Genomic DNA, 15,380 nt, shown 5'->3' on the forward strand with positions numbered 1-15,380 from the left:
AAGGAGCCAAATTGGCTCCTTTTTGTTTTAAAATTGGCCTGCACACTTTTCCTTTTCAAATTATTTTCCAACTTATTTCACTATTTCCAATACTTACATTGCCCTTTAATTTTTTTATGCAGTATACTTAGCGACGAAATTAAAGAGACATTAAAGATTAAGGACAAAGAGTGAATCCTATCGTAAAATCGTTTAAGTATGGTCAACATACAGTTACATTAGAAACAGGTGTTATTGCACGTCAAGCAACAGCAGCTGTAATGGCAAGCATCGGTGATACTTCTGTTTTAGTAAGTGTTGTTGGTAAAAAACAAGCTGAAGCTGGTCGTGATTTCTTCCCGCTAACAGTCAATTACCAAGAACGTACTTACGCTGCAGGTAAGATCCCTGGTGGCTTCTTTAAACGTGAAGGTCGTCCAAGTGAAGGCGAGACTTTAACTTGTCGTCTTATCGACCGTCCAATCCGTCCACTATTTCCTGCTGGCTTCAAAAACGAAGTACAAATAGTCGCTACTGTGGTATCTGTTAACCCAGAAATTCAACCTGATTTGGTTGCATTAATTGGTGTTTCAGCTGCATTAAGTATTTCTGGCATGCCGTTCAATGGCCCAATTGGTGCTGCACGTGTCGGTTTCCAAAATGACGAATACATTCTTAACCCATCAACATCTGAGTTAGCAGAAAGCCAACTAGACCTTGTTGTAGCCGGTACTGAAAATGCAGTATTGATGGTTGAATCTGAAGCTGAAATTTTAAGCGAAGAGCAAATGCTAGGCGCGGTTATGTATGGCCACGAGCAAATGCAAGTTGTGATCGAAGCGATCAAGGAATTTGCGGCTGAAGTAAATACGCCTAAATGGGACTGGTCTGCACCTGTAGTAAACGCTGAGCTTAAAGCTAAAATCGCGGAACTAGCATCAGACGACCTTGCTGAAGCATACCAAATTCAAGAAAAAACTGAACGTCATGCTAAAGTTGGTGGCATCAAGTCAGCAGTAATCGCTAAACTTCAAGAAGAAAACGCAGAGCTAAACACGCGTGAAGCGAGCGAATTACTTGCTTCTTTAGAAAAAAATATCGTACGTAACCGTATTCTCGATGGCAAACCACGTATTGATGGTCGCGATCCAGAAATGATCCGTGCGCTAAGCGTAATGACAGGCGTTCTACCACGTACACACGGTAGCGCACTATTCACACGTGGCGAAACGCAAGCGCTAGTTACCGCGACACTCGGTACCGAACGTGATGCACAACGTATCGACAGTCTGACTGGTGAAACTGTTGACCGCTTCCTGATGCACTACAACTTCCCTCCTTACTGTGTTGGTGAAACGGGTATGGTTGGTTCGCCTAAACGTCGTGAAATTGGTCACGGTCGTCTAGCGAAACGTGGTGTTTTAGCGGTTATGCCGACTGCAGATGAATTCCCGTACACAATACGTGTGGTATCTGAAATTACTGAATCTAATGGTTCAAGCTCAATGGCTTCTGTATGTGGTACTTCGTTAGCACTTATGGATGCGGGTGTGCCAATCAAGGCTTCTGTTGCGGGTATCGCAATGGGTCTAGTACTTGATGGTGACCGTCATGTAATTCTTTCTGATATCCTTGGTGATGAAGATCACTTAGGTGACATGGACTTTAAAGTTGCTGGTTCAAGTGCTGGTATCACTGCACTACAGATGGATATCAAAATTGAAGGTATCACTAAAGAGATCATGCAGAAAGCGCTTGTACAAGCAAAAGCTGCACGTCTACACATCTTAAGTGTGATGGATCAAGCTATCGCAACTCACCGTGATGACGTATCTGAATTCGCACCACGTATTCATACCATTAAAATCAGCACGGACAAGATCAAAGACATCATCGGTAAAGGTGGCGCAACAATCCGTGCTCTTACTGAAGAAACTGGTACTACGATCGAAATTGAAGATGATGGTACAGTGAAGATTGCAGCGACAAGTAACGAACAAGCACAAGCCGCAATCGAACGTATTCACCAATTAACAGCGGAAGTTGAAGTTGGTCAAATCTACGAAGGTAAAGTTGTACGTCTAGCTGACTTCGGCGCTTTTGTTAACATCTTACCGGGTAAAGATGGCTTAGTTCATATCTCGCAAATTACGCAAGAACGTGTGAACAAAGTTGCCGATCACCTGTCTGTAGAACAAGTAGTTAAAGTTAAAGTGCTAGAAGTAGACCGTCAAGGTCGTATCCGTTTAAGTATTAAAGAAGCAATGGACGCTCCTGCAGCGCCTGCTGAGCAACCTGTTAGCGAATAACTGGTTGTTTTATTTAGATTGATTATGTAAAGGAGCGTTGATACGCTCCTTTGTTATATCTGTAAAAAAATAAGTGGTTTAATTATGAAAAGATGCCTAAGTTTATTCATTTCTGTAGCCTTACTTTCTGGCTGTAGCGCATTATCAGGGCCTTTCTCTGCAGATATTCGCACGCCCTCTGAGTTAGTCCTTGCTGAACCACTACAAGTTAATTATCAAACCGAAATTATGTTGATGCGTTATAGTCAGCTTATTCTTGATGCCAAAGACGATCGTAGTCGTCAAGCACGCTATTTTTATGAGCGCGGTGTACTGGCTGATAGGATGGGATTACGTTCACTGGCACACGCTGACTTTCAACGTTCATTAACCTTACAACCGGACTTTGTGCCTGCTTATAATTTTATCGGTTTGTATATGACCCAAACCGAGCAGTTTGATGAAGCATTTGATGCTTATGATTCAATTGCCCAGTTAGATCCTGACAATAATTTTGTCTTACTCAATCGCGGTATTGCGCTGTATTATGGCGAACGCTATGCATTAGCGATCGATGATCTTGTTAGTGCCTATAATGAAGCGCCTAACGACCCATTTAGAACGCTATGGTTATATTACCCAGAATACCAAGTTAATGCTGATGACGCGTTAAAATCAGTTCAAGGGCGCTATGATCAACATATTGATGATGTTTGGTCATGGAACATCGTTGCGCTCTATACCCAAGTGATAAATGAAACCGAATTATTGGACAAGTTACTTGATGGGTTAGATGAAAATGGCCCGAGTTACAACAAAATACTCGCGCATCGTTTAACCGAAACCTACTTTTATCTCGGTAAATATAAAGTATTGATGAATGATGATCGCGCGGCTGCAAGCTATTTCAAATTAGCATTAAGCAATAATGTGTATGAATTTATCGAGCATGGTTATGCACGTCTAGAGTTGTTGAGATTAGCAAATAATAGTTAACCAGAACCCCCTCCCAGCCTCCCCCTTACTATTAACTACAAAATAAAGGGGAGGAGCAGTCTAGCTAGTCACCGTATCGAATCCGGCAATCTGATGCCAATAACCATTACATTCCCGATCGAACTGCAAGTCGAACTTAATGTCTTGTTCTGCCGCTTGTTTAAATTGATCGAGCGTCTGAAATGCCGAATCGCCCAGCGGACTTACGCGTACCACATCGACTAAATCGTGCATGCTCGCCACATCATTTAACAGATTATATTTGTAACCTGACATGGTTTGAATGCCATTAATGGTAAACAGTGCTTTATTGTCCTGGCTATAGACGGGTTTGCCATTGGCGTGATTAATACAGCACAGTTCGCAATCATCTTTTGCTCTATTTTCGGAACGGGCGGTAAAGCAGCGTGCCGAGTAGGCCAGTGGTAAGTGACCATGGGCAAATACTTCGATTTCAAATTGATCACGGATATTGAGTATTCTGCTGTCTTCTTGTAATTGTACTAACCAATCGCGTGACAATTCTACTGGCATGACCCAACGCTGCATGCCTTTATTCACGAGTAGCTGCAATGCTTGCGCGTTATAGATATTAAGCGCGTGGCCACAGACAAAGGGGGTTTTGGCTTCAGCTAATAAATTGATCGCGCCAAAATCATTCGCTTCAACAATAAAGTCCCCATTCTCACAGTATTTACGCAGTATATTGACCTCGGATGGCGCTTCGAGTAATGCCATGGTTGAGATCACGACTTGCTTACCAGAATCGGCAATCTCTTTCGCTAGTCCTAGCCAGTCTTTGGGTTTCAGTTCACGGCGTTTACTGCAAACTGTTTCACCAAGATAAATAATATCAGCCTGTGAATTGATTGCGGCTGCGTAGAAATCTTCAACTTGTTGTTTTGGCCAATAATATAAGATTGGCCCTAATGCGTATTTCATGTTTGTTCTCGCTGCTGACTGTGGTTGCCAGTTTAAGTTGTTACCCGTAAAGGTGTTTGCAAATATAGGTTATTGCCAATCCCTGTGGTAGGCGCCTAGCGTGGTACTGGTGCCTTCAGAAAGTTGATCGAGTTGCCTATTCCAAGCGGCTTCAACCTGATATTTTTCTGGGTTTTGTTGGTAGCGATCAAGCGCAGCGCGCCATACTTTAGTCACTTGTTCGGTATAGGCTGGACTACGTTGGCGACCTTCAATTTTTACTGCGGCAATATTGGCTTGTGCTAGTTCCGGCACTAATTCAAGCGTATTTAAGCTGGTTGGTTCTTCTAAAGCATGAAAAACTTTGCCATCCACGTTAAAGCGACCTTTACAAAGTGTCGGGTAGCCGGTTTTTTCATCTGGTTGGTAACGATCAATCAATATGCCGTTTAAACGTGATTCTAGGCCTTGTTCTGTTTCTTCCCAGCGCACAAATTTGGCCGGTGAACAAGCGCCCACGGTATTCGGTGATTCACCGGTTAAATAGGATGATAAATAGCAGCGGCCTTCGGCCATGATGCATAAGCTACCAAAGGCAAAAACTTCTAATTCCACATCGGTATTACGCGCTAATTGTTTGACTTGATGGATCGACAATACACGTGGTAATACCACCCGACGGACATTAAAATTATTGGTATAAAATTTAATGGCTTCAACATTCGTTGCCGAGGCTTGCACGGATAAATGCAATTCTAAATCGGGGTGTTTTTTGGTGGCATAATCAAGCACCGCCACATCCGAAATAATGGCGGCATCGACGCCCATGTCTGCACAGCGGTCAACAGCCCGTTCCCAGCGCGCTAATTTTCCGGGGTGAGCAAAGGTATTGATCGCGACGTGTAAGTGACGATTGTGACTGCGGATATAGTCGACGGCTTTATCGAGTTTCTTATCGGTAAAGTTTAATCCGGCAAAATGGCGGGCATTAGTATCGTCTTTAAAACCGATATAAACCGCGTCAGCGCCATGGTCGACCGCGGTTTTTAGGGCTGGTAAATTACCAGCAGGGCAGAGTAATTCCATTGTTATAGTATCTTGAACGATGAATATTGGTGAAAATTGTAAGGCATCGATGTTTTATTGGATTTGATTTAGGGCAGGATTATCTGAGTTAATTTACTTTAAATTGACTTTGCTTAGGATATGTTCGCCAGTGACGCGCTAAAATAGTTTTTTTATTCAAGGACTAGACCCTGATGTTACATACTCTACACCGTAAGTTGGTACATACTGTACCTAGATTATTAGCGATACCAGCTAAAATATTACCGTTTTCACTGCAAGAGAAAGTACTATCACAGGTATTGAATAGCGTATTCGCTGACGCGCTAGCAGATAATGAGTTTGAGTTTCTTGAGAAAAAATGGTTACAGGTTGAAATTACCGACTTAGGCATTAATTGGTTTATTAGTTGCCAAAATAACAAACTTGTTATTGCACCAAAAGCAGATATTACAGATGTCAGTTTTAAAGCTAACATAAATGAATTAGTGTTAATTACTGCACGCAAAGAAGACCCAGATACGTTATTTTTTCAGCGGCGTTTAAAAATTGAAGGTGATACTGAACTCGGTCTTGAAGTAAAAAACATGCTGGATAGTTTTGATCTGGATGAACTACCAAAAGCGGTGACCACATTATTGGCTTATGTTGCTGAGTTTATTCAGCAAGGTTTAGCTGAACCAGTATTAAGTAGTCCAGTGAAAGGTAAAGTAATCGCATAAGCACAGACTGAATACTCAACTTTGTCATTGACTGTTATTTACTGTCATGGCGATGGTGAAGTGGGTATTCGCTTCATACCCATTCCCCTCTTACTCTTTAGTACCATGCCTTAGTATGGTTATAGTATTGCTTTGCGCGATAGCTATAGATCTTATGGATGCTTCCCTCATATCATCAATAGATTATACGGATAGAGGCATAACTCAGTCGTGAGTGTCTTGGATGCAAGGAGCATAAGGTGAGACTAGTTGTTATTAGTGGTAGTACTCGAAATCGGTCGACAACCATCAAGGTTGCACAGTCTGTATTACAATTAGCCCAGCAGTCCCAATTGTTTAAGAAAGTGAATTTATTGGATTTTGTTAAAGTTGCTTTGCCTATTTGGGATAAAGCGTTAAAACATGAAATTGCCGACTGGCAAGACGAATGGCAGGAAACCGCTGCATTAATGCGACTCGCAGATGCGATTATTATTGTTAGTCCGGAGTGGGAAGAAGAAAGCCTAGATAACTTCTATGCCTTTTGTGAAAGTGACAATTTATCTTTATTACCCAGTGTGGTACTACGCGTTGGTAGTAATTGCCGTGGGGCTTATTCACCAACAGAGCTATCGATGGCCAATTTTAGTAAAAATAGTACCTGCTTGATCTTGGAACATTTTATTGTCGCGACTATCGATTCGGTGAATAATTGCAAAGAAACTTATTATCCATTTGAATCACCATTAGTAGAACGTATACTGGCTAATTTAGGCTTGATGAAGCAGCTGGTTGATAATGGTGGTTTATTATCTGCCACACGGTTACATCTCGCTTAATTTTGGCTGAGGTGTTGGATGTTATCAAAATCCCCCCAATTTGTTACTACGCGTTTAGTTATCCGAGTGGCGATAGCGAGCGATGCTGAAAAATTATGCCAGTATTATGCTCGTAATCAAGTGCATCTTGCACCTTGGGAGCCGATACGGCGTGACGCTTATTATACGTTGCGTTGGTGGGAACTACGTATTCAGCAAATTCATGCGGAATTTAATGATGCCAGTGCGATCAATTTTATCGCGTTGACGCCAGATAAATCTGAGATCGTGGCGGTTGCCAATTTTAGTAATATTATTCAAGGTGTGTTTAAGTCCTGTTATCTCGGTTATTCAATTTCCAAGGTCTATGAAGGGCAGGGGCTGATGGTCGAGTTTCTGCAAAGCTGTTTAGCGTTCATGTTTGAAAATATGGGACTAAATCGAGTCATGGCTAATTATATTCCCGCCAATAAACGTAGTGGCGCGTTATTACAGCGACTTGGTTTTGAGCGAGAAGGCTATGCTCGAAAATACCTTAGAATTGCCGGGAACTGGCAAGACCATGTATTAACGGCATTATTACATGAAGATTGGTCAGCGAAAAACAGCGAGCTATAAGCTCGCCGTTTTTGTCTTTATTAGCGGGCGGCTTTAGTCGCTTCTTGGACCATGACAAATTTTTCCCATAATGTTTCCTCTGTTTCGACATAATTAGGATCGGTAATTATGCAGTTAATCGGGCAAACAGTTTTACACGTCGGTTTGTCATAGTGACCCACGCACTCGGTGCATAATAGCGGGTCGATTTCATAAATCTTTGCGCCAAAGGTGATCGCGCCATTCGGACATTCCGGATCGCACATGTCACAGTTAATACACTTATCATTAATTAATAATGCCATAAGGTTATGTCTTTTTTCCTAATGGATTATTGATGCGGGTTACGCGTATCTTCACTGTTATGGAAGTTACGCATTAACAATGCGTGATCCAGTGTAACGTCTTCTGGTACTGGCAAATAAACAATATGGCCAGAACCTGGTGCAACTTCCATTGCTTCACCTTTACGGTTTTCTAATGCTTCAAGCTTGAAGGTGAGATTACCTTGTGGCGTCATTAATTCTAATGAGTCACCCACTAAGAACTTGTTCTTCACGATCACTTCAGCTAGTCCTTTATCATTACGACCATTGAATTCACCGACAAATTGCTGGGTTTCACTGATTGAATAACCGTAATCATAGTTTTGGTATGCATCGTGGGTATGACGGCTTAAGAAACCTTCGGTATAACCACGGTGTGCAAGGTGTTCTAGAGTACCTAATAGCGATGGGTCAAAGTCACGGCCTGCAACAGCATCATTAATCGCTTGTTTATATACTTGTGCGGTTCGTGCACAGTAATAGTACGATTTAGTACGACCTTCAATTTTTAATGAATGTACGCCCATTTTAGTCAGACGCTCAACGTGTTGGACAGCACGTAGGTCTTTTGAGTTCATGATGTAAGTACCATGCTCATCTTCAAACGCAGGCATATATTCATTTGGACGACCTTGTTCTTGTAATAAGAAAATTTGGTCAGTCGGTTTACCTTTACCTAATGTCGGCTCGGGTGACTCAGTTTCTGGTGATTTAGTCTCTGGTATATAAATTTCTGGGTTGGTTGCCACAATATCACCGTGTTCATTTTCAGTGGCCTCATGGGCATCATATTTCCAACGACATGAGTTAGTGCATGAACCTTGGTTTGGATCGCGTTTGTTAATGTATCCAGACAGCAGACAGCGACCCGAGTAAGCCATGCACAGTGCGCCATGCACAAATATTTCGATTTCCATGTCAGGGCAGTGATAACGAATATCTTCAATTTCATCAAGGGATAATTCACGCGATAAGATCACCCGCTTGATGCCTTGAGTATACCAGAATTTTACCGTTGCCCAGTTCACTGCGTTTGCTTGTACCGACAGGTGAATAATCATATCTGGGAAAGCTTCACGTACCATCATGATCAGACCGGGATCAGACATGATAATGGCATCGGGCTGCATGGCGATGATCGGGGTTAGATCACGAATGAAAGTTTTTAACTTGGAGTTATGAGGTTGGATATTACACACCACATAGAATTGTTTACCAAGCGCATGTGCTTCGTTGATACCAATTTCTAGGTTTTCTAAGCTAAATTCATTGTTACGAACACGTAGGCTATAGCGTGGTTGGCCAGCGTACACAGCATCAGCACCATAAGCGAAAGCATAACGCATGTTCTTTAGTGAACCGGCTGGGGAAAGTAATTCTGGAGTAAACATGTCAACCTCAATTTTTATCTGAGTTCAAGTCAGGGAATACCCTTAGGGCATCAAGGTTCGCGATTCTACGTGTTGATTGGTGAGCTGGCCTTGATCTAGATCAGGTTTTATTTAATCGTGATCGAGAATGGTTACTGATATCTGCAAGGGTGGATGGCAAGATAGTGATGTCAAAGTCGGAAACAAAAAGCTCAGAACAAGTCTGAGCTTTTTTACATGGATGGCTAATTGTTTACTGCCATAGGTTGTTTGTGATATTAGTTAAACACAATCATCAGGCCCGGTAGCGCGAAGAAGACTCCAATCACATAACCAAAAGCGATGAATTTATTTTCTGTACCTTGGCGTGCTAATGCTTCTGCACACTTAATTGGGATCTCACGTAGTACTGGGATACCGTAAATAAGCGCGACTGCGAATACGTTGAACATAACGTGTACCAGTGCAATCGTCATTGCTAGTTGCGCTGTATCACCACTGATTGATGTTGCTGCCAGTAATGCGGTAATTGTGGTACCGATATTCGCACCCAACGTGAAGGGGAAAATCTGACGTGTGGTAAACACACCGCTACCCGCTAGTGGGATCATCAAGCTGGTTGTTGTTGATGATGATTGCACCATTATGGTTACCGCTGTACCCGATAGAATACCACCGATTGGACCGCGACCAATAGCATTGTGTAACACGGTTTTAGCACGACCAACCATCACGGCTTTTAATACTTTGCCGAGGAAGGTCACCGAGAAACCAATCATGAAGATACCGATGAATACCATAACCAGGCCAGTGGTGCTGGTTTCGAATGGTAATGCGGATGCAAGTTCTTTAATTTGGTTTACCGCTGGTTTTGTTAACGGTTTAATAAAGTTGAATTCTTTAATGCTTAAGCTGCTGCTACCAACAAAGAATTCGGCTAGGTAAGTTGCCATTTTTTCAAGCATACCAAAGGCAATTTCCAGTGGCAGGAAAATAGCAACGGCAAGAATGTTAAAGAAGTCATGTACAGTTGCAGCACTAAATGCACGCTGGAACTCTTGTTTGTCACGGATATGACCCATGCTGACAAAGGTATTGGTGATTGTCGTGCCCATATTGGCACCCATCACCATCGGGATTGCGATTGAAATTGGTAAGCCACCGGCTACAAGACCAACAATGACCGATGTCACGGTACTTGAAGACTGTACCAATGCTGTTACTAGGATACCTAATAATAAGGCCACAAATGGGTTAGTTGCGAAAGCGAAAATTTGTTCTGCACCAGCGCTACCACCGGAGAATATTTTAAAGCCTCCACTTACTGTAGATACGGCTACCAATACGAAGTATACCAATACGGCTACGCTTACCCAGCTGAATATTTTTTGCATTGTGCTTGGGTTCAATTCAATTGCTTCGTTATTTTTCATCTCTAAATACCATTTTATCTGCATCAAATGACAGATTGTTTAATTAGTTGACGAGAGGGATTAAAACAAAGTTATGTGACAGAAATATTACAGTGTATTATTAATGTCATAAAAAATGAGAATTACTATTTAAGTTACTGTTTTATATTTATTAATTTGTCGTGTTTATTTTATGTGTTGGTTTTTATGGATGTGTGAATGGACTGTTTTGTTGGCTTTTAGAGGTCAGAAATAGCAATTGTGACAGTCTTGTCATGTTAATTGAGTGGCCAAAACCGGTGACATCGGGAATAAAATAGAAAATTGAATTAAGGAATAATAAATGCGAAGGCTAGGCTGAAAATGTTTGGTTGAAGATGCAGTATACAGAAGCCTGTATACTGCAAGCGTGCATTATTATTTTGATGTGGTTGCTGCTTCGCCGCCTAATGCTGTGATCAGGTCTGGGATAAAGCGCATTAACTCGCCAGTCATTAAGGCAAAATCGGCATCAAATTTAGCAGCGTAATCATCGGTCGCTACATCATCATTTTGTTCTCTGATGAGATCACTAAATTTAAGACGTTTTACTGACATGTCTTCGCCAAGTAAGAAAGACAGTGATTCACTCCAGTCTAGGGCTAATTTAGTGACTAATTTGTCTGCGTTAAGATGGTGTTTGATCTCGTCACTGGTTAAGTCTTGTTCTTTACAACGAATAATGCCGCCATGTTCAAGTACAGAGCGTAATTCAGCTTCGTCACCTAATTCAAAACCCGGTGCCGCACTGCCGTTATTTAACCATTCGGTCATGGTGATATCGGCTGGCGAGGTTAAAGCAACAGGCACAACAGGTAGACTACCAACACACTTACGTAATAAAGCAATGAGGTCTTCGGCTTTTTTAGCGCTTGATGCATCAACCACTAATAAGTTTTGTGAAGGACAGATCCAAGCAAATGTTTGGCTACTACGCGGGAATGCACGTGGTAATAGTTGATGAACGATATCTTCTTTTAGTGCATCTTTTTCTTTTTTCTTTAGACCACGGCCTTGTTCTGCTTCAATCGTATCAATTTTTTCTTGTAGCATGTCTTTGACAACGGATGCGGGTAATACTTTGTCTTCTTTTTTCGCACAGATCAGGATGTGGTCTGTTATGCCATGCGTTAAAGCCTGACCAGATTTACCCAGTGGTTTGACCCAACCGAACTTGGACAAATCCTGGCTACCGCAAGGGGTAAAAGGAAAATCAGCTAACTTGGTTTCAAGTTGTTCAATATCTAATTCAAATGGACGAGTGAAACGATAAATTAGTAAGTTTTTAAACCACATTATAGCAGGACCTTGGTATCAACTGTTTGGATAACCAGTATACTCAAGGATGTTGGAAATACAAGTTTGGCTCCTCGCTAAAAGTGCACTAATCAAGCGGTTAATTTAATGGTTACTGGTGTCATTGAAATGCATGGGTTATTTATGACGTTTGTTCGGTTTTAATCGTGTTTTTAATAAAAAATTCATTAATGTAATAATTCTGAAACATATTGAGCTGATAATTGCTTTAAGTTAAAGTCGGAAGATAAATGGTATAAGGATATTTAAAGTGTCTAAGCGAATTTTAGTAGTTGAAGATGAACTAGCGATCCGTGAAATGCTGTGTTTTGCGTTAGAGCAAAAAGGATTTGAGGTTGTCGAAGCTGGGGATTATAACGAAGCGGTAGAGCGGCTGGTCGAACCTTACCCTAATTTAATCTTATTAGATTGGATGTTGCCGGGTGGTAGTGGCATTAAATATATTAAACACCTAAAATCTCAACCACATTTATCCGCGATCCCAGTGGTGATGTTAACCGCACGTGGTGAAGAAGAGGATAAGGTGAAAGGTTTGGAAGTGGGCGCGGATGATTATATTACCAAACCATTTTCACCAAAAGAATTGATTGCCCGGTTAAATGCGGTAATGCGTCGCGTTGCCCCAATGACACAAGATACTGTGATTGATATTCACGGTTTACAACTTGATCCTGTGGCGCATCGCGTCTCAGCGAATGATACCGTGATTGATATTGGTCCCACTGAATTTAAATTATTACACTTTTTTATGACCCATCCAGAACGCGTATATAGCCGAGAGCAGTTATTAGATAATGTTTGGGGGTTGAATGTGTATGTTGAAGACCGTACGGTTGATGTGCATATCCGTCGTCTACGTAAAGCATTAACACCGAGTGAACATGACAAATATGTACAAACAGTGCGTGGTGCAGGTTATCGCTTCTCGATACGTTAATCATGAGAGTTGAAGTTTCAATATGAATAAGACGAACATTTTTGTCAGTGGTTTATGGCGACTGATGTATTGGTATATCCCGTTTTTTCTTGTTGGTTTAGTTATTGATAACATAACATTAAGTTTACTCATCGCGACGGTAATAAATGTCGTTTGGCTATACCGTAGCCAAAATATATTACATCAGTGGTTATGGGTTGCGCGCAGTGCGACCCCACCAGAAGGTAAAGGCAGTTGGGAATCTATTTTCAATGGTATCTATCGTTTACAGCGTCGAAATAAACGAAAACGTAAAGAATTACGTATGGTTATTCGGCGGTTTCGTGAAGGTGCGGAAGCCTTGCCTGATGCGGTGGTAGCGTTAGATACGGATTTTTCTATTATGTGGTGTAATAAATTAGCGCAACAAATGATTGGCTTGAAATGGCCTGAAGATGCCCATCAACATATTGGTAATTTAATCCGAACGCCGGATTTCATTCAATATTTAAACGCCAAAGATTATCGAGAACCGTTAGAGATCACTTCGCCAACCCATCATGCTAAAACGTTAGAAATTCGGGTGATGACTTATACCGATGATCAATCGATGCTGGTGGCTCGTGATGTCACCGAACTGCGTCAACTGGAACAAGTAAGACGTAATTTTATGGGCAATGTTTCTCATGAATTACGTACTCCGTTAACGGTATTGAAAGGTTATCTGGAAATGATTGAACCGGATGAGGGAGATAAAATGTTTGCCCGTGCGCATAAAGTGATGTCTGAACAAACGGCGCGTATGGATTCATTGGTGAACCAGCTATTAGCCTTGTCGCGTATTGAATCGGCACAGGCGGTCGACTTTGAAAAACAAGTGGATATTCCGTTTATGCTGTCGATGTTAGAGCAAGAGGTATTAATTTTAGGGGCGGATAAAGCCTTAAAAGTGGAATTCCATATCGAACATGGGTTGTTTGCCATGGGGGATGAATCGCAATTACGCAGTGCAGTATCTAACTTAATTTACAATGCGGTACGCTATACACCTGAACAAGGTAAAGTTGTCGTTGAGTGGAAACAAACGTCTGCTGGTGGCTTATTTAGCGTGACCGATAATGGTGATGGTATCTCTGCCGAGCATGTGCATCATTTAACTGAGCGTTTTTATCGTGTTGATGATGCGCGTTCACGTGATTCTGGTGGTTCAGGTATCGGTTTGTCGATTGTGAAGCATGTATTAAGCAATCATGACAGCGTGTTGGAAATTGATAGTAAAGTAAACGAAGGGAGTTGTTTTAGCTTTACGCTACCCTTGGTTCTTTATGTAAAACGTCACTAATGTTACCGCCTTTAACCACGTTATTAAGCCCATCTCGCTGTGATGGTTTTTTTAGTATTAATCGCGCACTGTCATCAAACCGTCATGTTTCATTCATATTATTGTCATCAGTTTATTGAATACTTGTAGTCACAGAAACGAGATACATGCTTATATTACTTGTAGTCGTAGACACTAAATACAAAGCTTATATACCTTGTAGTCATAGACACAAAATAAAAAATTATACTTGGAGAAGTAAAAATGAATATTAAACAAATTGTTGTAGCATTAGGGATATCAATGACAGCAATCGCTTCACAAAGCGCATTGGCAGCAGGTCTAGACCCTAAATTACCAGAATATAAAAAAGTAAGCGGAATCTCAGGTAATCTATCTACAGTTGGTTCAGACACACTCGCCAACATGATGACGTTGTGGGCTGAAGAATTCAAATATACTTACCCGAGTGTTAATGTTCAAATTCAAGCTGCTGGCTCTTCGACTGCGCCTCCGGCTCTTACTGAAGGTACGTCACAATTCGGTCCAATGAGCCGTAAAATGAAGTCTAAAGAAATAGAAGCGTTTGAAAAACGTTATGGTTATAAGCCAACCGCCATCCGTGTTGCTATCGATGCACTGGCGGTATTCGTCCATAAAGATAACCCGATTAAAGGTTTAACCATTGCTGATGTCGATGCAATCTTCTCAAGTACACTAAAATGTGGTGAAGCTAAGCGTATTGAACGTTGGGGTGAACTTGGGTTACAAGGTTCTTGGGCTGAGCGTGATATCCAATTGTTTGGTCGTAATTCCGTATCGGGTACTTACGGTTACTTTAAGAAGAAAGCGCTGTGTAAAGGCGATTTTAAAAATAACGTCAATGAACAACCGGGTTCAGCATCTGTTGTCCAGTCGGTATCATCATCGCTAAATGCAATTGGTTACTCAGGTATCGGTTACAAAACATCGGGTGTACGTGCAGTAGCGCTGGCGAAAAAAGGCACGAACTACATAGCAGCATCACTCGATAACGCGGCATCAGGTAAATATCCACTGTCTCGTTACCTATACGTTTATGTTAACAAGAACCCAAATAAGTCATTATCACCAATGCAAACAGAGTTCTTAAAATTCATGTTATCGAAACAAGGTCAGAAAATCGTAGTGAAAGATGGTTACGTTCCACTACCGAACTCAGTAACATCAAAAGACCTTAAGAAAGCGGGTATTACACTGTAATATTGGTTACTTAGGTTAAATGATGCAAAGCCCGCTACGTAGCGGGCTTTTTGCTGCCTGTTTATTGCTATG

The 15,380-nt window shown here is 41.5% G+C and carries 14 protein-coding genes; 8 read left to right on the forward strand and 6 right to left on the reverse strand.

The window, feature by feature from the left end:
• Positions 1–170: 170 nt before the first annotated feature.
• The gene (gene pnp, locus MORIYA_RS18015) at positions 171–2,288 is read left to right on the forward strand and encodes a polyribonucleotide nucleotidyltransferase (RefSeq protein ID WP_112717412.1); all 2,118 of its coding nucleotides are present in this window, start codon (positions 171–173) and stop codon (positions 2,286–2,288) included.
• Between the two features lie 84 nt (positions 2,289–2,372).
• Positions 2,373–3,263 carry a lipoprotein NlpI gene (nlpI, locus tag MORIYA_RS18020; RefSeq protein ID WP_112717414.1) on the forward strand — a complete coding sequence of 297 codons (891 nt, stop codon included), beginning with the start codon at positions 2,373–2,375 and terminating at the stop codon, positions 3,261–3,263.
• Between the two features lie 60 nt (positions 3,264–3,323).
• On the opposite strand, the gene MORIYA_RS18025 is transcribed toward nlpI, so the two are convergent.
• Positions 3,324–4,205 carry a U32 family peptidase gene (locus MORIYA_RS18025; protein ID WP_112717416.1) on the reverse strand — a complete coding sequence of 294 codons (882 nt, stop codon included), beginning with the start codon at positions 4,203–4,205 and terminating at the stop codon, positions 3,324–3,326.
• A gap of 69 nt (positions 4,206–4,274) precedes the next feature.
• A complete protein-coding gene (gene ubiU / locus MORIYA_RS18030; protein WP_112717418.1) occupies positions 4,275–5,270 on the reverse strand; it encodes a ubiquinone anaerobic biosynthesis protein UbiU in 996 nt (331 codons plus the stop codon).
• A gap of 173 nt (positions 5,271–5,443) precedes the next feature.
• Between ubiU and ubiT the strand changes: the two genes are divergently transcribed.
• From ubiT to rimJ, 3 genes are all read left to right on the forward strand, one after another.
• Positions 5,444–5,971 (forward strand): ubiquinone anaerobic biosynthesis accessory factor UbiT, encoded by a 528-nt coding sequence (gene ubiT / locus MORIYA_RS18035; protein ID WP_112717420.1) that lies wholly within the window; start codon positions 5,444–5,446, stop codon positions 5,969–5,971.
• 239 nt (positions 5,972–6,210) lie between these two features.
• A complete protein-coding gene (locus MORIYA_RS18040; protein ID WP_112717422.1) occupies positions 6,211–6,789 on the forward strand; it encodes an NAD(P)H-dependent oxidoreductase in 579 nt (192 codons plus the stop codon).
• Between the two features lie 18 nt (positions 6,790–6,807).
• Positions 6,808–7,386 (forward strand): ribosomal protein S5-alanine N-acetyltransferase, encoded by a 579-nt coding sequence (rimJ, locus tag MORIYA_RS18045; protein WP_112717424.1) that lies wholly within the window; start codon positions 6,808–6,810, stop codon positions 7,384–7,386.
• A 20-nt stretch (positions 7,387–7,406) separates the two neighbouring features.
• Here the strand turns inward: rimJ and MORIYA_RS18050 are convergent, their stop codons facing one another.
• From MORIYA_RS18050 to rdgC, 4 genes are all read right to left on the reverse strand, one after another.
• Positions 7,407–7,670: a YfhL family 4Fe-4S dicluster ferredoxin gene (locus MORIYA_RS18050; protein WP_112717426.1), complete on the reverse strand. Its 264-nt coding sequence runs from the start codon at positions 7,668–7,670 to the stop codon at positions 7,407–7,409.
• 26 nt (positions 7,671–7,696) lie between these two features.
• A complete protein-coding gene (gene trhP / locus MORIYA_RS18055; protein ID WP_112717428.1) occupies positions 7,697–9,082 on the reverse strand; it encodes a prephenate-dependent tRNA uridine(34) hydroxylase TrhP in 1,386 nt (461 codons plus the stop codon).
• A 257-nt stretch (positions 9,083–9,339) separates the two neighbouring features.
• Positions 9,340–10,455 (reverse strand): Na/Pi cotransporter family protein, encoded by a 1,116-nt coding sequence (locus tag MORIYA_RS18060; protein WP_408632091.1) that lies wholly within the window; start codon positions 10,453–10,455, stop codon positions 9,340–9,342.
• Between the two features lie 435 nt (positions 10,456–10,890).
• The gene (gene rdgC / locus MORIYA_RS18065; protein WP_112717432.1) at positions 10,891–11,808 is read right to left on the reverse strand and encodes a recombination-associated protein RdgC; all 918 of its coding nucleotides are present in this window, start codon (positions 11,806–11,808) and stop codon (positions 10,891–10,893) included.
• A 271-nt stretch (positions 11,809–12,079) separates the two neighbouring features.
• Here rdgC and phoB point away from each other — a divergent pair, with 271 nt between their 5' ends.
• From phoB to MORIYA_RS18080, 3 genes are all read left to right on the forward strand, one after another.
• Positions 12,080–12,766, forward strand: coding sequence for a phosphate regulon transcriptional regulator PhoB (gene phoB / locus MORIYA_RS18070; protein ID WP_112717434.1), 687 nt, complete (start codon positions 12,080–12,082; stop codon positions 12,764–12,766).
• 22 nt (positions 12,767–12,788) lie between these two features.
• Positions 12,789–14,087, forward strand: a complete 1,299-nt coding sequence (gene phoR, locus MORIYA_RS18075) for a phosphate regulon sensor histidine kinase PhoR (RefSeq protein ID WP_112717437.1) — start codon at positions 12,789–12,791, stop codon at positions 14,085–14,087.
• 243 nt (positions 14,088–14,330) lie between these two features.
• Positions 14,331–15,308, forward strand: coding sequence for a PstS family phosphate ABC transporter substrate-binding protein (locus MORIYA_RS18080; protein ID WP_112717439.1), 978 nt, complete (start codon positions 14,331–14,333; stop codon positions 15,306–15,308).
• Positions 15,309–15,380 lie beyond the last annotated feature (72 nt).

Source organism: Moritella yayanosii (assembly GCF_900465055.1).
In the GTDB taxonomy this organism is placed as follows: domain Bacteria; phylum Pseudomonadota; class Gammaproteobacteria; order Enterobacterales; family Moritellaceae; genus Moritella; species Moritella yayanosii.